The sequence below is a fragment of the Desulfobacterales bacterium genome, assembly GCA_030066985.1.
Taxonomy (GTDB): domain Bacteria; phylum Desulfobacterota; class Desulfobacteria; order Desulfobacterales; family JAHEIW01; genus JAHEIW01.
In genome coordinates, this window is sequence record JASJAN010000006.1 from 1 (window position 1) to 22,908 (window position 22,908).

18 protein-coding genes are annotated in these 22,908 nt (G+C 50.2%); 9 read left to right on the top strand and 9 right to left on the bottom strand.

Features of this window, described 5'->3' with window-relative positions; all coding sequences use genetic code 11:
* A partial coding sequence (locus tag QNJ26_04615; GenBank protein MDJ0984804.1) for a PAS domain S-box protein occupies nucleotides 1–3,319 on the bottom strand: 3,319 nt, incomplete at its 3' end.
* A 123-nt stretch (nucleotides 3,320–3,442) separates the two neighbouring features.
* On the opposite strand from QNJ26_04615, the gene QNJ26_04620 reads away from it, so the two are divergent.
* Nucleotides 3,443–4,591, top strand: a complete 1,149-nt coding sequence (locus QNJ26_04620) for an AI-2E family transporter (GenBank protein MDJ0984805.1) — start codon at nucleotides 3,443–3,445, stop codon at nucleotides 4,589–4,591.
* 247 nt (nucleotides 4,592–4,838) lie between these two features.
* On the opposite strand, the gene QNJ26_04625 is transcribed toward QNJ26_04620, so the two are convergent.
* The 5 genes from QNJ26_04625 to QNJ26_04645 form a co-directional block, all read right to left on the bottom strand.
* A complete protein-coding gene (locus tag QNJ26_04625; GenBank protein ID MDJ0984806.1) occupies nucleotides 4,839–5,534 on the bottom strand; it encodes an ABC transporter ATP-binding protein in 696 nt (231 codons plus the stop codon).
* Nucleotides 5,534–6,268 (bottom strand): ABC transporter ATP-binding protein, encoded by a 735-nt coding sequence (locus QNJ26_04630; protein MDJ0984807.1) that lies wholly within the window; start codon nucleotides 6,266–6,268, stop codon nucleotides 5,534–5,536. Before QNJ26_04630 ends, QNJ26_04625 begins: the two co-directional genes overlap by 1 nt.
* Before the next feature lie 4 nt (nucleotides 6,269–6,272).
* Nucleotides 6,273–7,238 carry a branched-chain amino acid ABC transporter permease gene (locus QNJ26_04635; protein MDJ0984808.1) on the bottom strand — a complete coding sequence of 322 codons (966 nt, stop codon included), beginning with the start codon at nucleotides 7,236–7,238 and terminating at the stop codon, nucleotides 6,273–6,275.
* Between the two features lie 13 nt (nucleotides 7,239–7,251).
* Complete coding sequence (locus QNJ26_04640) at nucleotides 7,252–8,148, bottom strand: branched-chain amino acid ABC transporter permease (protein MDJ0984809.1); 897 nt, start codon at nucleotides 8,146–8,148, stop codon at nucleotides 7,252–7,254.
* A gap of 210 nt (nucleotides 8,149–8,358) precedes the next feature.
* A complete protein-coding gene (locus QNJ26_04645) occupies nucleotides 8,359–9,585 on the bottom strand; it encodes an ABC transporter substrate-binding protein (protein MDJ0984810.1) in 1,227 nt (408 codons plus the stop codon).
* A gap of 212 nt (nucleotides 9,586–9,797) precedes the next feature.
* Between QNJ26_04645 and QNJ26_04650 the strand changes: the two genes are divergently transcribed.
* From QNJ26_04650 to QNJ26_04680, 7 genes are all read left to right on the top strand, one after another.
* Entirely contained in the window at nucleotides 9,798–11,183 is a 1,386-nt protein-coding gene (locus QNJ26_04650; GenBank protein MDJ0984811.1) for an FAD-binding oxidoreductase, read from the top strand.
* A 127-nt stretch (nucleotides 11,184–11,310) separates the two neighbouring features.
* Nucleotides 11,311–12,396, top strand: coding sequence for an ABC transporter ATP-binding protein (locus tag QNJ26_04655; GenBank protein ID MDJ0984812.1), 1,086 nt, complete (start codon nucleotides 11,311–11,313; stop codon nucleotides 12,394–12,396).
* Between the two features lie 43 nt (nucleotides 12,397–12,439).
* A complete protein-coding gene (locus tag QNJ26_04660) occupies nucleotides 12,440–13,537 on the top strand; it encodes an ABC transporter substrate-binding protein (GenBank protein MDJ0984813.1) in 1,098 nt (365 codons plus the stop codon).
* 203 nt (nucleotides 13,538–13,740) lie between these two features.
* The gene (locus QNJ26_04665) at nucleotides 13,741–14,631 is read left to right on the top strand and encodes an ABC transporter permease (protein ID MDJ0984814.1); all 891 of its coding nucleotides are present in this window, start codon (nucleotides 13,741–13,743) and stop codon (nucleotides 14,629–14,631) included.
* On the top strand, nucleotides 14,628–15,461 hold the full coding sequence (locus tag QNJ26_04670; protein ID MDJ0984815.1) for an ABC transporter permease: 834 nt from the start codon (nucleotides 14,628–14,630) through the stop codon (nucleotides 15,459–15,461). Before QNJ26_04665 ends, QNJ26_04670 begins: the two co-directional genes overlap by 4 nt.
* A 61-nt stretch (nucleotides 15,462–15,522) precedes the next feature.
* Nucleotides 15,523–16,176: a hypothetical protein gene (locus tag QNJ26_04675; protein ID MDJ0984816.1), complete on the top strand. Its 654-nt coding sequence runs from the start codon at nucleotides 15,523–15,525 to the stop codon at nucleotides 16,174–16,176.
* 234 nt (nucleotides 16,177–16,410) lie between these two features.
* Nucleotides 16,411–16,755, top strand: a complete 345-nt coding sequence (locus QNJ26_04680) for a hypothetical protein (GenBank protein ID MDJ0984817.1) — start codon at nucleotides 16,411–16,413, stop codon at nucleotides 16,753–16,755.
* Between the two features lie 8 nt (nucleotides 16,756–16,763).
* Here the strand turns inward: QNJ26_04680 and QNJ26_04685 are convergent, their stop codons facing one another.
* The 3 genes from QNJ26_04685 to QNJ26_04695 form a co-directional block, all read right to left on the bottom strand.
* Nucleotides 16,764–17,300, bottom strand: coding sequence for a hypothetical protein (locus QNJ26_04685; GenBank protein MDJ0984818.1), 537 nt, complete (start codon nucleotides 17,298–17,300; stop codon nucleotides 16,764–16,766).
* 99 nt (nucleotides 17,301–17,399) lie between these two features.
* Nucleotides 17,400–17,828 (bottom strand): SRPBCC family protein, encoded by a 429-nt coding sequence (locus tag QNJ26_04690; GenBank protein MDJ0984819.1) that lies wholly within the window; start codon nucleotides 17,826–17,828, stop codon nucleotides 17,400–17,402.
* A gap of 35 nt (nucleotides 17,829–17,863) precedes the next feature.
* Nucleotides 17,864–21,205: an AsmA-like C-terminal region-containing protein gene (locus QNJ26_04695; GenBank protein ID MDJ0984820.1), complete on the bottom strand. Its 3,342-nt coding sequence runs from the start codon at nucleotides 21,203–21,205 to the stop codon at nucleotides 17,864–17,866.
* 351 nt (nucleotides 21,206–21,556) lie between these two features.
* On the opposite strand from QNJ26_04695, the gene QNJ26_04700 reads away from it, so the two are divergent.
* A complete protein-coding gene (locus QNJ26_04700) occupies nucleotides 21,557–22,753 on the top strand; it encodes a metallophosphoesterase (protein MDJ0984821.1) in 1,197 nt (398 codons plus the stop codon).
* Nucleotides 22,754–22,908: the final 155 nt, after the last annotated feature.

Genomic DNA, 22,908 nt, shown 5'->3' on the forward strand with positions numbered 1-22,908 from the left:
CGGCCTGTTCTTCGGTCAGGCCGATGCCGGTGTCTCTGACGGAAAATTTTAACGACACCTGCTCCTGATTGCGTTTGCGCAATTCTGTGGATACGACGATTTCACCGTTGTCTGTGAATTTGACTGCATTGTTGGCCAGATTGATCAGCACCTGCCCGAGCCGCAAGGGATCCCCCACCAGAAAGCGGGGCACCTCCCAGTTGACATTAAACAGCACTTCGAGCTCTTCTTTTTCCTGGGCCTTGACCGTGACCAGGTTGGCAAGATTATCCATCACATCTTCCAAATTAAAATCGACACTTTCGATGTCCATCTTGCCGGCTTCAATCTTGGAGAAGTCTAAAATGTCATTGATAATGCCCAAGAGCGCATTGGCTGATGACTGGATTTTTTTCAAATAATCGCGCTGTTTGGGTGTCAGATCGGTCTTGAGCGCCAGATGCGCCATACCGATGACCGCGTTCATGGGCGTACGGATCTCATGGCTCATGTTGGCCAGAAAATCCCCCTTGGCCTTATTGGCATCGTCGGCGGCCTGTTTGGCCTCGATTAGTTCTTCTTCCATTTGTTTGCTATCAGTGATATCACGCAGTGACTCAATGGCGCCGGCGATTTTCCCGGCGGCATCATACAGGAGACCGGCAGTGGCACTCAGATAGATCCCCCCATCACCCAGATGCTCATGGTAGGATTCGGAGATCAGGTTCTCACCTTCCTTTTTGACTGATATGTATTTCTCTTCATATTCGGGCTGCCAGCTACGAACCAGGTCGATCAATACCGGTCTTCTCTCACCATAAAAGGGCAGGGCATGTTCATAATCGCCTTTGCCGACAATTTGCCCTGCTTTTACACCCACCATTTTTTCAATGGCTTTGTTCCAGCGAACCACTTTGCCTTCATTATCAACCACCCAGGTGGGATCCGGCAAAAAGTCGATGATCTGTGCCAGACGTTCCTGGGAATTTTTTGTCTCTTGCTCGGCTTTTTTGCGTTCGGTGATATCCATCATGGATGCCAGGATATTTTGAACATCTCCGTTTTCCTCGCGCACGCAGGAGACCGTCAGGCTGGTATAGACGATCTCGCCATCCTTGCGGATAAACCGTTTGTCCATGGCGTAATCATTGATCTCGCCGGCCATCAATTTTTGGAAATTGTTCAAATCTTCTTCTAAATCGTCCGGATGCGTCAACTCAGCCCAGGTCATGCGGCGTAATTCATCCAGGTTGTATCCCAGCATCTGTTGCAGCTGGTCGTTGACCTCGATCCAGCCCTTATCCGGGGCGGTAACGGTCATCCCGACCTGGCTGTACTCAAAATAACCTCGAAAACGCTCTTCGCTTTTGCGCAGGGTTTCCTGAATCTTTTTTTGCTCGGTAATATCTTCTTTAACCGCCACAAAATGGGTGATCTCGCCTTTATCATCCTTTATCGGCGAAATAGAAGCACTTTCCCAGAATTCTTCTCCATTTTTTTTACGGTTAATAAATTCACCCCGCCAGACGTTTCCGGCCAGAATGGTATCCCACAGCTCCTTATAGAAGGATGGGGGAAGATCTCCGGACTTTAATACCTTGGGGTTGTTTCCAATGGCTTCTTCGGCCGAATAACCGGTAACTTCACAAAAAGTGGGATTGACATATTCGATGGTGCCGTCTTTGGCAGTAATCACCACCGAAGCCGGATTGTTCTCGATGGCCAAAGAGAGCTTGCGGGCCTGCTCCTGGGCCAGTTTGCCTTCGGTAATATCGATAATGGAGCCGGCCATGCGATAGGCCAGGCCACTGCGATCCCAGAGGGCATGGCCCATGGAGCGAAACCAGCGGTATTCGCCGGATTTGCATCGCAGTCGAATGATCTCATTAAAGGGGGTGTGGTTGTCCAGGTGGTCCTGTAATTTGGCCACAATGACGTCGTGATCATCGGGGTGTAGGCTGTTTTCCCAGCCTGGAAAAGCATCTTCGCTTTCATCGCCGGAATAACCCAACAGTTCTTTGAAGCGCTCCGAATACCAGGTCTTGCCGGTCTGTGGTTCCAGGTCCCATAGACCGCCCCCGGCAGCTTTGACGGCCAGGGAGAACCGCTCTTCACTTTCGGACAATTCAGCGGTTCTTTCCTCGACGCGGATTTCAAGCAGATCATAGGATTCCTGCAAAGCACGTCTGGCTTGCTTTTGTATGACCACCGCAAACATCATTGAACCCAGCGCAAGAAAGACCGTAATTCCGAGCACCGTCAGAATTACCGTGCGCGTGGTAAAATAGGGACGCAGGGCATCAGCTTTATCGATTTCAGAGGCCAGCCCTATTTGCAGCTGTTGATCCCATAACCAGGCACCGTAGACCAGGATGCCCCGGTAATCGCGGTACCCGGATACATTGAGCCCGGTGTTGCCTGCAGTCGCTTCCCGGGCCATGAGGGTCAACGGTTGCTGGTAGCGGGGAACCGCAGGGGTGAATCCCGCGGTCATGTCACCGCCGGGGTCGCGAACACTGACAGCCAAAATACTGTCTTCATCTTTGCCGATCAAACCGATTGCACGCAGATCTTCATCAAAGCGGCTTTCGGAAAGCATGGTGCCGTAGCGGCCGAAGGCATATGTTTCGCCGCTGTTACCGAGGCGCCCCAGCTGAATGAGGCGGGTAAAATCCCGGGCCGGATGGACCCTTAGGGTTAGAACCGCAATAACAGCGCCGCGTCTGTCTTTGACAGGGGCGGCAAAAAACATGGAAGGCGATTTCCGGCGCCGACCGTCCCGGGGAGAAATCAAAGGGACGTCCGACCAAATGGGCGGCACCATAATCACTTCGCCCTGGAAGACACGATGAAGAAGATCCAGAGCCTGGTTTGCAATCAGATTTTTAGCCCCGACGTTGCTATCCCGCATGGATGCGATGTTGAGAAAATCTGGAGCGATAACAAAAAATCCCATCTGACCGTATCGGCTTTTGCGGTATCTGAAAAAAGCGCGCAGCTCTTTCAAACTGTCGCTTTTCAATAATCTTGTTTTGCTGCGGGGAATATTCAACTGTCGCTGAATCAGATCAACCATTCGGGGGTCTTGGGCGAGCTGGACCAGGTGGAATTTGTTGGATTCAACCCACACTTTGAGCGATCCCCGGGTGGTCTGCAGGACCGTCTTCAAAGAACTCCCTACATCAGCCTGTATTTTTGTCTTAACCCTGTCCAGCGCGAACCAGGCCAGGGTCGACACCAGGATGATGAAGCAGACCCCTAAAATGATGAGCAGGCCTAATTTTTCAGTCGATCCCTGCTCTGTGGGAAGCAGTCCGTTTTGGTTTGACCTGAAGAACATGATGTGCCTCTCAAATGAAATAATCGGTCATACAAATGGTGTTGCATATTAAAATATTGCTTTGATCATTACAAGTTGGTTATATTTATAAAAAAATCAACTCTGCTTTAGAGGGATTCTGCCATGAACAAAGAAACCATTAACCAATGGGTACTTTTGCTGCTGGTTTTGTTTATCTCGGCCCTATTTCTATCGATGATTCGCCAGTTTCTGATGGCCATTTTTCTGGCCGGTATTTTCTCAGCCCTGTCCTATCCTTTGTACCGCCGCTTTGTACGCTGGTCTGGCGGGCGCCGTGCCCTGGCCTCGATGGTGACCCTTTTGCTGATCGTCTTTGTTGTTATCATACCTTTGGGCGCATTGCTGGGCATCGTCACCGCCCAGGCCATCAAAGTCGGTGAAGCGGTTACTCCCTGGGTGGCAAAGCACCTTTCTCAGCCGGATGAGATTTCCAGCATCTTAAAATCCCTACCGTTTTATGATCGCATCGAGCCCTATCGCAATCTGATCCTGACAAAGGCCGGTGAGCTGGTCGGCCACATTAGCGGCTTTTTAATTAACCGTTTGCGAGCGTATGCCGTGGGGACGGTCAACTTTATCTTTATGATGTTCATCATGTTGTATACCATGTTCTTTTTTTACATGGACGGCAATAAGTTGATTGATAAAATTCTATATTACCTGCCGCTGGAAGACCAGGATGAACGCCGCATGCTCAATAAATTCACCTCGGTCACCCGCGCCACGCTTAAAGGCACGGCAGTGATTGGTATCCTGCAGGGCACCCTGGCCGGCGCAGCCTTTGCGGTGGTCGGAATTGACAGTGCCGTGTTCTGGGGTACCGTGATGGCGGTGCTGTCCTTTATCCCGGGCATTGGCACTGCGCTGGTTTGGGGGCCGGCAGTGATCATCCTGGCCGCCACCGGGCATTTTGCCAAGGCCATCGGGCTGGGTGTGTTTTGTGCGGCGGTGGTGGGCAGTATCGATAATCTGCTGCGCCCCATCCTGGTGGGGCGTGACACCCAGATGCACGAGTTGATGATTCTTTTCGGGACCCTGGGCGGCATCATCATGTTCGGTGTGGTGGGCATCATTATCGGTCCGATTGTGGCCGCCTTGTTTGTCACGGTTTGGGAAATATATGGGGTAGCGTTTGAGGATATTTTACCTTCGGTGGGAAACGCTGCGCCAGAGGGTAAATCCAAGAATTCAAATGGAGAGTTGCTTTCAGACGATTTCGACTCTGGTGCAGATGCCCCGCCGGATTCTTAGTTGCTGGCAACTGCTCACAGGGCTTTGAACAAGGATTTCTTCTTTACTAAAAATAAATGTAAAAATTGTTTTAAAGGCTCAGATTGTTTTTATTTAAATATTTAGTTTTCATTTCAGAGGTGAGCAATTTTTTGCAAGGTCAAGGAAGAATCAGATTTTTACCGGAGGCATACTTGCAGTATGTCGAGGATTAAAATCTGATTGTGACACAGAGATCGCGAAAAAGGGCCATTTCTGAAATGAAAACTTAGATGCCGCAGATATGTTTGACTTCCTCATTATCAATCAGTTCATCAACCGGCCCCTCATAGCAGATCCGGCCGTTGTCGATAATATAGCCATAATCGCTTAGCGTCAGCGTAAAGTTCACGTTTTGTTCAGCCAGCAAAACCGTTAAACCGACGTCTTTCAGTTTTTTGATCCGTTCGCCCAATGTTTTAACCAGCACCGGTGCCAGTCCCTCGGTAGGCTCATCCAGCAACAGAAACTGCGGATTGGTCATCAAGGCTCGACCGATTGCCAGCATCTTTTGCTCGCCGCCACTAAGCAAACCGCCCTTGCGGCTGTCCATTTCTTTCAAGGCCGGAAAAAGATCGTAAACTTTGTGTTTATCCCATTGCTCTCCCGTCTTGCTTTTGCGCTCGGCAATTTCCAGATTTTCTCCGACAGTCAGGTCGGCAAAGATGCGGCGGTCATCAGGGACCCAGCCCATGCCCCTGCGCACCAGCTGATAGGCAGGTGTGCCAGTCACATCCGCATCATTAAAACGGATTTGGCCCTGGGCAGGCGGGTTTAAACCCATGATGCTTCTAAACGTGGTGGTCTTGCCGGCGCCGTTGCGACCCAGCAAACAAACAACTTGCCCCGTCTTTACCCTTAAAGACACATCAAAAAGGATGTGGCTCAAGCCGTAGTAGGTGTGAATACCTATAACCTCGAGCATCATTCATCTCCCAAATAGGCTTGTTGGACATCAGCGTTTTGCCTCACCGTCAGGGGATCGTCCTGAACAATTGTCTGTCCCTGCTGCATGACCATGATGCTCTGGGCCACGCCAAAGACAACCTCCATATCATGCTCGCAAAATAAAATAGTCAGGCCCTGTTCTCGGGCAAGGCGTTGGATCAGAGCCATAGTGGTTGTGGTCTCCTCGGGAGACATGCCGGCAGTGGGTTCATCCAAAATTAGCAATTCCGGCTCATTTCCCAGGGCAATGGCAATCTCCAGAATGCGTTTGTCTCCATGGGACAGGGAGCCTGCTATGTCCATTTTTTTATCCACAAGACCGACACTTTCCAAAATACGGTTGGTTTCCTCAACCGCCAGCTGCGCCGCCGGATAAAACAGCTTATTGCTGAGTTTCTGCTGAGAAAGAACCGAAACCTGCACGTTGCGAAAGACAGACAGCCGCGGAAAAATATTGGCGATCTGAAAGGACCGGGCGATCCCCTTACGACAGATGGCATGCGGGGGTAATTTGCCGATGTCTTCGTCGGACAGTAAAATCTGACCCGTGTCGGGCTGCAGTTGTCCGCAGATCAGATTGAATAGGGTAGTTTTGCCGGCGCCGTTGGGCCCGATCACCGCCACGAGTTGTCCTTTTTCTACGGTTAGATGCGCACCATCTACGGCTTTGAAGTCATCGAATGATTTATGTAAATTCTCTACGCGCAGCACTCATTTACTCCGTCTGGTATTCGCCGGTATATTTTGCCCGGGACCGAAAAAGATGGCGGTAGTTGGTGCCCATAATACCGTCCGGCAAAAAGAAAATCAGCAAAATTAAAATAACTCCGAGAATGAGGGTCCAATATTCGGTGTAGGTCCCCATGAAGGTACGCAGGGACACAATGATGGCAGCGCCTAAAATGGGGCCGGCAAATGTAAACCATCCGCCCAGCAGGCACATGATAAATACTTCAAGTGACAGGCTCCAGAACAGCAAATCCGGAAAAATGGATCCTTCCACCACCACAAAAAGCACGCCGGCCACCCCGCCAAAGAAGGTGGCGATGATAATGGTCACCAGTTGGTGACGTCGTACATGGATGCCCACGGCCGCACAGCGCTCCGGGTTGTCGCGGATGGCCTGCAGGGTGGAGCCAAAGGGTGACTTTAAGATCAAGAACATTAGGAACACACAGATACCGATCGCCACCAAAACAAAATAATAAGAAGTCGTTGTCGAGGATATAAAATCAGGTATGGTAATGCCGTGAATGCCGTCATCACCGCCGGTAAGGTCATACCAACGAAAGGCTATGGCCCAGATCAAAGATCCCAGAGAGATCTGCAGCATTCCGAAATACAATCGGTTTAACCGGATGCAGAACATGCCGATCAGCAATCCGGCCAGGGCGGCTGCCAGGGGTCCGGCGATAAAAGCCAACCACCACGGCAGAGACGTTTTGGACAACAAAAGCCCCGTCGTATAGGCGCCCACGCCGTAAAAGACCCCGTGATGAAATTGAAACAGCATGCCATGACCCACGCATAGATTCAAGCTCATGGCCAGCAGCGCGGTTACGAAAATGACCGCCAAAAAGTAGACGTAGAATCTTGGCAGAAACGATGGCGCCAGAAGCAGAATCACAAAAATAGCAACGCTGACACCAAATGATTTTTGCCGGATTATCTCTCGAAACAACGGCAGTTCCTTTCTACCATACCGATTTCAGCATCCCCGTAGGCTTCAGGGTCAAAATAATCACCACCGCCAGATAGGGGAATACAATGGCAAACTGCGGCCAGAACAAAACACCGAAAGACTGGGTAATGCCAAATATCAGCGAACCGGCCAGAGCTCCCCACATATTGCCGAGGCCGCCGATGGTGACAATCAAAAAGGCCTCGATGATGATGTCGTGATCCATTCCCAGGGTAACACTGATCGTCGGTGAGACTAGGGCACCGCCCAGACCGGCAAGGAAACAGCCCAGGACGAATGCGAACGCGAATACCCAGCTGACATTGATACCGATGGCACCGACCATCTCCATATCCACGGCTGCGGCGCGGGCAATTTTACCCATTTTGGTTTTAGTGGAAAACAACCACAGCCCGACGGCCACCAGCGGGCCGATGACTAACAGAAACAGATTGTACCTGGGATACGGGGATTCGAAGACAGAAATAGAGCCCTGCAGAAATGCCGGGGCCATAATGGAGCGGTAATCGGCGCCCCACACCATTTTGGTTAAATCGCCCAAAATTAACATCAACGCAAAGGTGAACAGCAGCAGCATGAGATGCTCGCGCTCGTATAGATGACAGAACAGCGTCCGTTCGGCAATCAGGCTGATGAGCGCAACCACCAAAGGTGCGAAAATAAGGGCCAGCCAGAAACCGAGGGACCCACCGCCGAACAGGGTCGAAATGCTATAAGCGGCAAATGCACCGATCATATATAAAGAACCGTGGGCGACATTCGGCACGCGCAGCACACCGAGCACAAAACTCAGACCCGAAGTCACAATGAATAAAATCATGGCGCGACTTAAACCGATCAGAAAGGTACTGCTCAAAGCTGCAAGCGTTATCCCCGCTCCACCTTCCATACCTTAATTCCTTATCTTGTGTCTTTCCCGTTCTCCCAATAAAGAAAACCGGCTCACCGGCCAACCGGCGAACCGGTAAACTTCACGTATGTGATTGACTTGCCCGCCAGAATCCAGACGGGCTAGATCCTGTCCAGCGCTGAGGATCCGCCCAGCAGGTCAACGGCCCATGTTACCATAGTAGACGGACAAACGTAATCGATGTGTTTTTTATTGTTCCCGGGCCTTCATGATCTCCTGACAGGACGGCATGACTTCCGCTCCCCGCAGGGTATAAATGTCCGTGGAAACGGCCACACCCAGCTCGGGTGATAGCTTTGTTACGCCAAAATACATTGGTAAAATGGCCTGATGATCGCAGGCCCGCATTTCGATCCTGCCCGCCGGGCTTTGAATCTGCAGGCCTTCCATGGCATCAATAAATTTTTCCGTATCAACAGAACCGGCCTTTCGATAAGCCTCGGCAATGAAAAGACCCGTGATATAGCCTTGAAAAGCCGGAAATCCGGGCGGATTGCCGTAGGCAGCTTTAAAACGACTCACAAAGCGCTTATTGGCCGAAAGCTCCGGATAATAAAAATGGTAGTCGATGGTGCCCATGACCCCTTCAGGCGCATTCATGCCCTGGGGCTTTAAAACCGCATGATCGGTTGCGCTGTGAATATAAATCCCCATTTTATCAGTCATGCCGGTGGCTTTGATAGTTTTCATAATGTTGACCATGCTGCGGCCGCCGGTGGCAAAGATTACCGCGTCCGGTTTGGCAGCCATAATTGATGTGACATAGGGAACCAGATCGGGCTCACCGACTTTCCACCAGGATTTACCGATGACTTTCACCTCCGGTTTAAGGGCCTTTAGGTTTCTCCAGGCCGCATCTGCTATGGCATGGCCGTATTCATAATCGTCTCCAGCGATCCAGTAAGTGACATAAGGCTTTCGGGCAAGGGCCACCCCGCCGGATTTACCGGCCATGGCCGTATTTTCACCGGCCGAGAATACATAGCGATGGCCTTTTTTGCCGGTGATATTCTCACTTTTGGAAATCCAGGCGATAAACGGCACTTTTTCTTTTTTGGCTACCGCTTGAGATATCGCCACCGCGGCCCCGCTGTTGATGGTGCCCACCAGGATATCCACATTTTCGCGCAGGACCAGTTCTTTGGCAAAATTTAGCGCCAGATCCACTTTAAACTTTGAATCACGGGTGGTGAACTCAATTTTTTTGCCCAGAACACCCTGGGCGTTTATCTCATTTAAGGCCAGCTTAAATCCGTTAAGGGCATCATTTCCAAAAACGGCCGCAGGGCCACTATAGCAGTCAATGACCCCCACCTTAATATTTTTGGCAGTGGCATTCGCCGGCATCATAGAAAAACAGATAGAAAAAAGGCCGACCAGCAATACCAGACTAATGAGAAACATATTTTTTTTCATCACGATCCTCCTTTCACTTTTGGATTGGACGTTCATATGGGCTACGTGTGTGTATTTTGCTAGACTATTGTATGTGTTTGGCGGGCAGAACTGAATGCGATTCATTTTTTATTTTGATATTCTTTCCTATATAGGTTACACAGTGAAGTCAAGTCTTATTCAGAAGGCAGAACACTTCTAAGTACCGAATACTACTCTCTCAGGAGGATATTTTGGAGTTCAATTCTCTGAACGATAAGCATATAAAAAATCTGCAGGCCATGGTCGCTCGTGAGCGGTTTTCCACCGGCGATTCGGTTCTCGATTTGCATGCCAAAGATCAGTCGCAGCATGCCCCCAGTCGGCCGGAAGCCGTCATCTGGCCGGTAACCAGTGCTGAGGTGGTGACCATTCTACAATATGCCAATGAGCACCGGCTCGCGGTAACCGGATGGGGCTCTGGGTCCAGCCTGGAAGGCAATCCGATTCCGATTCAAAAAGGCATTGTTTTGGATTTTAACCGGATGGACCGCATTCTGGACATTCGGGCTGAAGATTTTCAGGCTGATGTGGAACCTGGTGTTATCTATCAGCATTTGAATGAAAAATTGCGCCACACAGGCCTGTTTTTTCCGCCCGATCCCGGTGCCCAGGCCACCATTGGCGGCATGATTGCCAACAACGCCAGCGGGACCCGCACGGTGTATTACGGCTCCACCAAGGATTATGTGTTGCGGCTGGAGGTCGTTCTGACCAGCGGCGAAATCATCGAGCTGGGTACCCGCGCAGCCAAAACATCTTCGGGCTATGATTTGGTTCACCTGATGGTAGGATCCGAAGGGACACTGGGCATTGTGGTCGGCGCCACCTTGCGCCTGGTGGGTTTTCCGGTGGAATACTCGGCTGCCATTGCTACTTTTACCTCTGTAGAAGCTGCCAGCAAAGCGGTATTTGAGATGATCAGAGCCGGTTTGAATCCGGCGGCTCTGGAACTGCTGGGGTCAGAATGTATTGAACTGATGAACCGTGAAGAGCAGCTGGGCCTGACGGTTTCACCCACTTTGTTTGTCGAGTTTCACAGCTCTACGGCTAGCCACCTGGCAGAAGTCCTGGGGATGGGCCGAGAGATCTGTGATGAATTTGGGTGCACGGAATTTAGATCTGGTTTGGGTAAGGCCGAGCGGGATAAAATCTTCAAAGCGCGGCATGCACTGGGCGAGATGATTATTCGTACCCATCCGGATTGCGGTACCCTCGTTGTTGATGTGGCCGTTCCCAATACGGCCTATCCGAAAATTATCGCGGCCATTGGCGAGGAGATGAAATCAACCGGCATCAAGGGGTATACCTTCGGCCACGCCGGAGACGGCAACGTACACTTTAATATTCCCGGTAAAAAAGGTAATAAAAAGCAATGGGCTCAGATTGACGAGCTGGTCCACCGTTTGGTGTCAAGAGCTATTGATCTGGGCGGAACCGCCACCGGCGAGCACGGTGTGGGTTTGGGGAAGAAAAAGTACATGACCGCCGAGCACGGCAAAAGCCTGGAGTGGATGAAGCAGATCAAAACCCTGTTCGATCCCAACGGTATCTTAAACCCAGGGAAGATCTTTCCCTGAAAACCGCCCGGTGTTCTATTCAATGACATTACCCTTCTTGACCCGAACAACCGCTTCATGTATGAACCTAAACTGAGCGTTTCAAATCTTTCTCCATTACTGCCGTTTATCAGCAGAAAGGGACACGATGGGGTCTCAGCTTGAACTGATCAATGTCTCTAAACTATTTGGAGATGTCAGAGCTGTTGATGACGTATCTTTGAGCATTCAACACGGCGAGTTTCTGACACTGCTTGGCCCCAGTGGGTCGGGCAAAACGACCTCACTGAACATGGTCGCCGGTTTCGAAATTCCCGATCGTGGCGAGATCTTATTGGAAAATGAAGATATCACCACGGTAGCGCCAAATGATCGCGGTATTGGCATGGTGTTCCAAAACTATGCGCTCTTTCCCCACATGACCGTATCCGACAACATCGCCTTCCCGCTGAAAATGCGCAAAACCCCCGGCCCCACCATTCAGCAGTCCGTCAAAGAAGCGCTTGAGCTTGTCAAATTACCGGGATTTGAGACCCGTTACCCGCATCAACTCAGTGGCGGGCAGCAACAGCGAATTGCGCTGGCCCGGGCCATTGTTTTTAAACCCAAAATCCTGTTGATGGACGAACCTTTGGGCGCGCTGGATAAGAAACTCCGTGATCACATGCGGCTGGAAATCAAGCACCTGCAGGAGTCTTTGGATATCACCGTAATTTATGTTACCCACGACCAGGAAGAAGCGCTGACGATGTCGGATCGGATTGCCATTATGAACGAAGGCAAAATTATCCAGCTGGATACACCGGTGGCGCTGTATGAGTCGCCGGCCAGTCTGTTTGTGGCCGGCTTTATTGGCGAGTCTAATTTTCTAAGAGGTCAGATTGCAGAATCCGATGGTGACCGCACAGCCGTTGAGACCGATGAAGGCCTGAAGGTCTGGGTTGCCAAATTTAACGAGGCGAATCCCGGCAAAGCGGTTTCGGTTGCCATCCGGCCCGAAAAAATTCAAATCCTGAGCCCGGAAGCAACTGATTCCAATGAAATTGCCAATCGATTCAACGGCAAAATCGAAGAAATCGTCTATTTGGGTGAAGCCAGAATTTATCGCGTCAGTCTGGCACCGGGGATACTTGTGGATGTCAAAGTGCAAAGCGGGCCCAGTGTTCAAAATTTCAAGATCGGAGGTGATATTACCATCGGTTGGCGCCAACGCCACGGACTTGCCTTAACCTGATATGGCACTTTATCCATAACCTAAACACAAAAGGAGGTGTGGAATGAAAAAGAAAAAGGAAACCCAAAACCAAAAGGGCCTGACGCGTCGTGAATTTATCGTAAAAACCGGTGCGGCCACCGGTGCGGCTTTGGTGACGGCGTCAGTGGGACCGTTTGTTCACACCACCATGGCCAAGGGCGGCACCCTGAAGATTTGCTCATATGGCGGTTCCTATCAGGAGTCTCAACGCAAAGCCCTCATTCAGCCATTTGCGGATAAATTCGGTGTTAAGATTATCGAAGCATCGGGCCCGGATATTGCCAAAGTGAAGGCCCAGGTCGACGCCAAAGCGTTTGAATGGGATGTAGTGGATTTGGAGACCCGCCATATTGCCCGCGGCGAGCTGGAAAATCTTCTAGAGCCCATCGATACCAATGTGGTCAACCTTGAGGGCATTGACAAAAAGGCCATTCGCAAAGCAGCCGTCGGCAATATTTTCTGGACGACTTCTTTGGCTTATAACAAAAAAGCGCTTGCCGACAAGAAAGCGTGCGCCAGCTGGGCGGATTTCTGGGATGTCAAAAATTTTCCAGGTCCGCGGGCTTTGCAAGATCAAGCCCCCTTCAATCTCGAGTTTGCCCTGTTGGCCGACGGCGTGCCCATGGATAAAATTTATCCGATTGATGTCGAGCGCGCCTTCAAGAAAATGGATCAGATCAAAGACCACATCACAGTTTGGTGGAAAAACGGCGCCCAGCAGATTCAACTGTTGACCAGTGCCGAGGCCCACTATGCATCTGCCTGGAATGGGCGCGTCAATGTGGCCCAGAAAAAGAACGTGCCGCTGGAGATTGTTTGGGAAGGGGGCTGTCTTGATCTGGATTGGTGGGCCGTTCCCAAAGGCAATCCCAACCGAGATCTGGCGATGAAATTCATCAACTTTGCAATCTCTGCCGAGCGCCAGGGCGAGCAGATGCAGAAATACATTGCCTATGGCCCCACCAATCTCAAGGCGTTCAACTATATCACACCGGAGCGGGCCAAAGAGCTGCCGTCATATCCGGATAACCTCAAAAAGCAGTTTGCCCACGATGCGGATTACTGGGGACCGAATTTGGCGCCGTTGACTGAGAAATGGAAAACCTGGATTATCTCCTAAAAGTGATTTCAACTTATTAGATCATGTTCGTTAGCAAGGCGGGAGCCAGCATAAAAGTGGAGCGTACACGTCAGTATGTGAGCATTTTATGCTGGCTCACAACGCCGCTAACGGACATTAGATAAAGTTTGGAATCACTTTTAACTATTTAAATTGGCAAGCGAAAATATTTATCTCCTTTATATGAATCTGTGGTTATAATAGTGGAATCAGCGGACACTATCTTATCTCAAAAAATTACATCCAGCAGTTTCTGGCACCGCAAAGGTTTCAAAAGGTTTATTCTGGTGGTACCGGCCCTGTTGGCGCTTTTTCTGCTGTTTGTCTATCCGATTTCAAGCATCCTGATCAAAAGTTTATTTAGTCCGGATTTTACCTTTGAACATTATCTGTATTTTTTTAAAACGCCGCTCTATTCGCGGCTCTTATGGATAACCTTTCAGATTAGTGTTTTATCGACCTTATCGGCTCTGATCGTGGGCTACCCCATAGCCTATGTGCTGCGTCGTGCACGACCCGGTGTTCGTAATTTTTTCCTGCTGGCCATAACGCTTTCTTTTATGATTAGTCTTTTGGTGCGCAATTATTCCTGGATCATTGTTCTGCAGCGCAGCGGTGTCGTTAACTCCGTACTGACCTACTTCGGATTGATCGACTCACCGTTTAAGCTTTTGCACAACAAATTCGGTGTGATGGTCGGCATGACGCATATTTTTGTGCCCTACATCGTGTTTCCGATTTACTCTGTCATGATGGGTATTGATTTGAACCTTGAAAAGGCGGCCCAAAATCTGGGCGCCACCCGCTGGCAGACGTTCTGGCGGGTGTCGTTTCCGCTGAGTCTGCCCGGCATCGGCGCCGGTGCATTGCTGGTTTTTATCATGGCGTTGGGATTTTTTATCACCCCGGCCCTGTTGGGCGGGCGCAAGGAACAAATGATATCCAATTTGATTCAGATCCAGGTCGTGGATCTGTTGAATTGGCCCTTTGCATCGGCAATGTCGGTGATTTTACTGCTGGCCACGTTGGTGGTCTTTGCCATTTATAACCGCTACCTGGGGGTGGAGCGTCTGTGGGGAGGGGTCAAAACATGAGCCAAAGGTCACGCAAAAGAGCGGCGCGTTTCGATCCCTTGCACATCGGCTGGCCGCTTTGGATCGTATCCGGTTCGGCGATTTTTTTTCTGATTGCGCCGGTGCTGCTGCTGATCCCCATGTCTTTGGGTTCAGCTGAGATTATCGAATTTCCACCCAGTAAAATCGGTTTGGATCAATATCGCAAATTTTTCAACCACCCGGCCTGGCAGAGTGCGGTTCTAAACTCTTTACAGGTTTCGGTGATGACCGCCGTCTTTTCAACTTTCCTGGGTCTGTTGGCTTCTCTGGGGTTGGTTTGGGGCCGTTTCAAAGGCAAGGGTCTTATCAATGCCTTTATTATTTCCCCGATGATTGTGCCGCTGATTGTCATGGCTTTGGCGTTTTACATTAGCCTTGCCAAATTTGGCCTGTTAGGGACCAAGCTGGGACTGGTACTGGCTTACACCCCTTTAACCCTGCCGTTTTCGGTTCTGCCCATTTCAGCTACGCTACGCGGGTTTGATCGCAGTCTAGAACATGCCGCTCGCATATTGGGCGCCAATCGATTCCAGACCTTTATGAAAGTCACTTTTCCGATCATCCGGCCCGGTGTTCTGACCGGCGCTATCTTTGCTTTTATGATTGCCTTTGATGAAGTGGTGATCGCCCTATTTATTTGCGGTTCCACTGCCGTCACCCTGCCTAAAAAGATGTGGGATGTGATTCGCTATGAGATCGAACCCATGCTGCCTGCCATTTCAACCCTGCTTTTATTGCTGGCCGCTTTGATTCTGGTGTTGGTCGGTATGCTGCAGCAGCGTATCGCCCGGCGTATGACCGTCGGCTAACACGATGCCGTGAGTCACATTTTATGCCATTATAAGAATTCCCCAAGCGAGGACAAAAACCATGTTTCCTAAATTTTCACTGTCAAGCGCTTATCAAACCAAATATCCTGGCGTTGGATTTGGTCTGACGCTCATTAGTGGGTGCCGCAATCATGAAAATCCAGAAGGATTTGATCAGCACAAGCGCAAACTGCTGCGCAAAATGCGAAAGCGGCAGACCCTGGCTGAAATCACCAGCCGCATTGATACCTATGCTGATTTTTTCCAACGTTTTGGGTTTGACTGCCCGCTCACCCACCATCTGAAGCGCACCATCCACAGCGGTTTTCCACGCTACGATTTGATAGTGGATGCACATTTTATGGCTGAAATGTGCGCCGGGATACTGGTGGCGGTTACCGATTATGAGCGCTTTGATGGCAGTCTGACACTGGATGTTGCTGCCGCGGGCGAGGAATGCGCCGGTATGGGCGGGCGCGAATTTATCTGCAAGGCAGATGAGATTGTGCTGCGGGATGAACGCGAAATTGTTTGTGTCCTGTGCCAGGGAGCTGATGAAAAAACCCGCGTAGGCCAAGATACCACCCAGGTTCTCTTCTATGCCTATGCCGTTCCCGGCATTGACAGCCAGCAGCTAAGAAACGGATTAACCATTGCGGCCGAGACTATGGCGGAATACGGTGGGGGCAAGATTGAAGGGATAGAAGTTTACTAATCAGCCAACCACTTAAAATGAATACGAGTGTTTTTCGAAGCCATTATTCACACCTCAAAGGTCACGAAGTTCACCAAGGATAAAAATATTAATTGTCTTGCTTTCATTTTTCTTAAATCGACAACGAATTTCTTGAATCTGTTTAAAAAGACCTTACCATAAAATATGAGTCAATAATTATAGCTTATGACTTAGCAGCCCTGAATTATACGATGACGAATGTGAGGTCTGAAAATGAAAATAATATATGCCAATGGTTTTCTGACGATGATTGTTGTCCTGCTGGCCGTGTTTCTTATACCGTTTAGCGCACTTGCCGCCCATAACTCATGTCGTATTAAAGTTGAAAATGATGATGTGCAGCTAAGAGTATTTAACTTAGATCAGGATGGCAATCCGATACGTGATGGTTTCAGCGATGGTGAGATCTATCGCGGGATGGTCAAAAAGGGACAGAGCATCAAAATAGAAAGCTCTCATGGACGAATAAACTACAGTTTCCGATCTATGAGAGATTATCGCAGCTACGGCGGCAATCTTACCCCGTGTTCACATGGGGAGGTTATCCGCATCCCCTGAACGCATCTTTATGATTCCAATCGATTTTCAAAAGCGTCCAGTGCTTCTCGCAACAGCTGGCGGATGAACACCTCTTTTTCCCGGGGGATAAGCTTCTGGTAAGTGGCGTGGCCAGGATGGGAAGCTGACAGTCCCGGTGGATTTTGTTTGCAGTTTTCGCGCATCTGCTTGTGATTCTGAATCAATTTAATGATGCTGCAGTCCTGGCAGGCATGCGCAGCCAGCCATTCCAGACGGCACATCATTTCAAAGCGCATATGGTCCGCTAAAAACAAATGTATATCCACTACCCGCATCTGACGCTCGGTTGGCAGATAGTTAAATTTGGTGGCCGGGCCTAAATCCAAAACCCCCATAATCATTTCATAATAAGCAATTGAGCTGTCCTCTCCGGGCTGGGCCAGAAAAAAAAGGGTTTGATCGGACAAATTCGACAGGCGGGTATCTGCATCGTAGGTTTCACCAAAGCGTTTCTGCCAAGGACCGAAAGCTCGCTGCTCTACCGCTTTGGTGCGATAATTATGAAGGTCAACGATTTTAGACATTGGTGTTCCGGATTGGTTTAAGATTTGGGTTAAATCAGATTGCAGCGCCATCAATCAAGAACGATATCCCAAGGAGTATAAAGAAGTGAAAATGTTGTGTCAATCATTGTTAGATGGAATTGAGTTGCGCATATCGCCGATCTGCAGACAGCGGGCAATTCGATGGGCGGCTAGTTTGCAGACCATCGCGTAGGGTGCAGCCCAAAGCGGCACCTCAAATACAAGCCGGCAATTGGTGGTGTCGATGGTTTCGATACGATGACCGGTGGCCCGAATGTTAAAAACATGCCACGCCCAGTATTGCCCCTCGACCCATTCAGTAACGACAAATGGCGCCCAAAAGCCTAAGGTCGTTTTGACGTAACCCTTTGTGCCGGCCTGAATATAACGTGTGTCAGACCGAACCGCTTTGACCGTAGGGCCCCACTCGGTCCAACGTCGGGTGTCGGTCAGCACGTCCCATAATTTTTCAGGTGTTGTTCGGATGATGCGACTGGCGCTTAAATGTGGCAGGGAAACTATGGGCATATTGTAGATCAGCAAATTTTTCGGTGTTAACTCCACTATTTTTTAAGCAGATTTTCGAGGACGTTTTGCAAACCCTTTTCCAGAGATTTTTGCAGCGCCTGTTCAGCCATGCTGGCGGAGGCTTTGTGCATGGTGTCTTCGTCAATGTCCGGATTGGATGAATTGCCGCGGATGGGAACATCGATGGTGACGCCTTCAAGGTAAGTATACGCCTTGTCTCCGACCAGCTTGGGGGTGATGGGCAGTTTGGCCACATAATCAAGGCTTTTATCAAAACCCACCGAGCCGTGGAGTGAAATCGGGTACCCGTCCACTTCAAGCCGGATGGGCGAAGTTTCAATGCGTCCATTGCGGGCGACAAAGTCAATATCCAGATCTCCGAAATCCATTTCTTCTCCGCGGACACCCACCAGAGCCAGTATGCCGCTGAGCAGCTGGGTGGAATTGATTCGCACACCTTTCAAGCGCAGGGTGCCGGCAAAGTCTGTTTTATCACGATCCTTATTGTCCAGAGGCCAGTTAAAATGCTGCATATACAAATCCACCTGCCCTTCGGCCTGCACCGAGCCCTGGAAGACCGGGTGGAGTTTTGACATCAGGCGTTCGGCGATGGCGTCGGTGAGTTCAACGTCTTTTAAAATGTAGGTGTCTGACGGCAGCGTAAGCATGTAAGGTTCTTTTTGCAGCTGAAGGGTCGGTTGCAAGTCGAGTTGACCACCATTGGCAGTGGTGACCAATTTGGCCACGGCCGATTCGTTAGCCACCCGAAGCGGAATCTCTGTGGCTGAAATACCCAGGCCAAAGGCATTGATGGATTCAGCGCGGATGGCGCCGGTAAAATCGGTTTGTTTGAGCGAATCGGTCCAGCGTTTACCCCCTGATACCATTTTGAGCTTAAAAGGATTGTCGCCCTTACCGGTGATGGTAATCTGCTGGGGTCCGGCAATTTTTTCCAAAAAAGGAGATAGCATCTTCAAATCCAGATTGATGCTGCCGGCGGCATTCAGCTTTTTGTGAGCGCCGGCCTGGTTGAGATCACCTGCAGCTGAGAGCGATAGCGGGGTCGAATTGAGTTGAATGTTTTCGATGGTTAAAACCGTTCCATCCGGCTTGCGCTTTAGATCGGCGGTCAGTTTGACGCGGTCCTCGGCAATCGGCGGCAGGGTATCGGATGTTAATTGAAAGGGGGCAAGATCAGCGCGAACTTTCAAAAATTGAGCGGTTGGGGATGAGAAGTCGACATCAAGATCAACTTTACCTTTACCTGCCACGCGTGTTTTTCCAGGCAGCTCAATAAAATCCCCGTAGGCTTTGAATAGTTTAGCCAGGTCAAGATCGGCTTGCGCCTGGGTTTTCAAATCTTTTTGAAAATTTGACCAGTCGTTGACCGTTAAACGCGGTACGGTGATCGAGCCTGCTGAGCCGTTGACGTTAATCGGCGCCAGCCCGGCAGTCCGGGTGGCAAAATTTAGCCGGCCTTTGGTTTGTAATGTCAGGCGCTCCTCACGAATTGCTTTTTGTCCGGTGCGATATTGGAAATTTCGGGCGTCGACGCGGGTGTTGTTAAGCGTCAGTTGTTGGGAATCCAGGGTGCCGCTGGTCTGAAGGTGAGCGTTGCCCGCCAGCCGGGTTGTGGCCGAAAGTTTTTTAAAATTTAGCAGCACATCTGAGATCTGTTGCAGATTGAATTTGGCGTCAACGGCAAGATTCTTAACAGAGGTTTTTTTTCCGCTATCATCCAATTGAAAATGGTCGGCCTTGAAATTGCCTTTGGCCATAGTCGACTGAACGGTTAGATTCGGCTGTTGAAATTGGCTGGCGCTGAAAGAAGCGGCCCGGCGGACGGTGGTCGTTAAATCTGCCTTGGCATCCTGTTGGGGCAAAATCATACGGCCGTTGCGACTCAAGGCCAGTTTGCGGATATCCAGATTTAGCGAAGCGGCATTTATGTCGGGGGCGGTTTCTTTGATTTCAAATTTGGCGAATAGTTTACCGGAAGCGTCCCATTCCTTGATGTCGACAAATTTTTTCAATTCCCGGAGCGCAGCGGCCAAATCCGCTGATAGGGTTCCTTTCATATTGGCCAAATCGCCCTGGCCGTCGGCATTGATAAATGCTGAGCGCAGGGATAATTTGTCTATTTGGATGGCGTCCGGCCGCTTCTCACCCCGTGCTGTGAGTGAGATGGGCTGATTCCAGGCGATGGATTTGCCGCCGCTGGCGCCTTTTAAGCGGTCGATTTTGGCGCTGCTGTCAAATGCGGTGGCCGTGCCGGTTGATTTTACCTTGTAAGACATCACAAGCGTGCCTTCAGAGATCTTGGTGTCCCTACGCAGCTTCAAGGTTTGCGGCAGCTGGGAGAATGCCTCAACCAGATTGATGCTTGCGGATCCGCTAAATTGTTTAGCGCCCTGATCGGAGACGCTGCCCTGAGCCGTTCCCTGGGCCACAGAGGATTGGAGCTCAAATTGTTTTAGTGATAAGCTACCCTGCGTGATATTGGCGTCCAGCTTGGCAGCGATGTTTTTGAATCGTGGATGATCTGTTTTCAGAGGGCCACCCCAGAGTTCAAATCGACTCATAGATAAACGACCTTTGAGGTTTAGCGCCTCGGCTGAGCTGCCTTTTACGTTCAAGTCGGCATTGAGCCGCCCTTTACCATGGGGATAGTTGCCCTGTGATGCCAGAATCGACAGGGTATCCTCGAGTTCCCAGTTGCTGACTTTTAAATTGGCATCGGATTGTATGGCGTTGAGGTCAAAGGGATTTTCAGGCGAGAGGGTCAGGGTGCCTTCGCCGGCAAAACGGCCGATGTTGTCGCCGGAAGTTAGCAAAACACGGTAGGTGATGGGCTTTTCGATATCCGATACGTCCAGGAAGAGATCGAGGTCTTTGATCACCGTTTTTTCATCACCTTTAAGATTCACCATACGGATGCTGCCGTCGGTAATTTTAAGGATACCGGCGATGGCCGGCAGGCCGGCTGCTTGCGAAGGCTCAGCCTTTTTTGATGGTTTCGTCTGTTGATTGTCTGAAATGTAAAACAACACCTGCGGTCTGTTGATCTCGACGCCACCCAGGTTGTTTCTGTTGGCTATAAGCTGAACCAACCCGCGATATCCCTTTAATTCAGCCACTTCGATAAAAATGTTTTGCGTTTGATCATCGTAGGTGATGCCTTTGGCCTCAATACCGCTGAACCATTTAAAGCGCCACTGCGCCACCTGTAGATTTCCCGGCAACTGCTGGTTGACAGATTTCAAAATACGCGGTTTTAGCATGTCGCTGGACAATACCGCCGGCAGAAACACGAGGCCGGCGAAAATCACAAAAAAAACGACAATCACAGTTCCAACTAAAATCGGTTTTGTTTCCATTTTGCTTCCTTAAAGATAGAATGGTGACATCTCCGTCCTTGTTAATTTCAATCGGTGGTACTTTGTATGTTAGGATCTTAAGGGTTCGGCCGGTCAAAAGCGCCGCTTCCTTCAATCTTAGACGGCGTATCTATCAAGGAACATCAATTTTTAGGCTTGGGGGTGTTAGATTCAGACTATAAACAACATAATACATAAAGTTGAGAATCAAAATTAATCCTGAAATGAATCTGATACGACGTGTCACCCAAAAAGGCCCCTCAAATCCGCTTGGCGTTTGCCGTTTAATGATTAATGTATAACTTGTTGATTTGATGAATCTTGATGGATACGAATCGCTTCAGGAGAGCCATGGTTAGATTTTTTATCATATTTTTCGCCGTTTCCGCCCTGTTGGCCAGCTATATGACCTGGCGGCTTTTTGGCAAAGCGCCCTTTAGGCGACGCTGGAAAATCGCGATGACTGTTGGCATCGTTGCCACCATATTTGCACCTGTTTTAACCATCATTCTGCGGCGGTCCGGATTCGATAACCTGGGTCTTCATTTTCTGACCTGGGCCGGCTATCTGGGTGTGGGTTTCTTAAGTTTCGTGTTTTCTTACCTGGTGATTCGTGATTTGGTGTGGCTGCCGGTGGCAGGCATTAAAAAGGTTAAAACGCATTTTAGCAAACCGGCCGGCAACCGAGATAAAATCGAGTCCATTGACAGCCCTTCCCGTAGAGGATTTCTCGTCAACTCGATGAATTACGGCATTCTGGCGGCAGCGGCGCTGACCACCGGCTTTGGCGTGGCCGAAGCCAAACAGACGCCGCAGGTCAAGCGGGTACCGGTTCCGATCGATAATCTGCCGCCTGATCTGGACGGTTTCAGAATCGTGCAGATTACCGATATTCACGTCAATCCCACCTTCCGGCGTTCCAGCGTGGAAGACATCGTAGCGGTAGTCAATACGCTTGAGGCCGACATTGTTGCCCTGACCGGGGACCTGGTGGACGGCTCGGTCGATCAACTCGGGTATGATGTGGCGCCTTTGGCCCAGATTCGATCCGCAGCGGGCAATTTTTTTGTGACCGGCAATCACGAGTACTATTCCGGTGTGATTGAATGGGTTGAGGAGGTGAGGCGGCTGGGGTATACGGTGCTGCTGAATGAGCATCAGCTGATTTCCCGGGGTCAGGCCCGCTTACTGGTGGCCGGTGTGACCGACTATCGTGGCGGCAATTTTTTGCCCACTCACCGCTCTGATCCGCAAAAGGCTTTAAATGGCGCACCAGCGGCGGATGTGAAAATCCTGTTGGCTCACCAGCCCAAAAATATTTTTGCAGCTGCCCGCGCCGGATACGATTTGCAGATTTCCGGCCACACCCACGGCGGTCAGTTTTTCCCGTGGAATCTGTTGGTTGGATTTGCCCAACCTTACGTTTACGGTTTGCACACCCACGAAAACACCCAGATCTATGTCAGCCGCGGCACCGGTTATTGGGGGCCTCCGGTGCGTGTGGGCTCGCCTTCTGAGATTACCCTCATCAAACTGGTTTCCCGCTAAAAAACTGTCTCAAAAATATATCTATGCTCTTTGGGTTGAGCCCGTTGCCCGCTTGTCCGCCTTTGGCGGGTTAGCCCGTATACCGGTTAAAAAAGACATTTCGTATCATTCACCGGGCCTAACCGGCTAAACCGGCAAACCGGCTTAACCTGCAG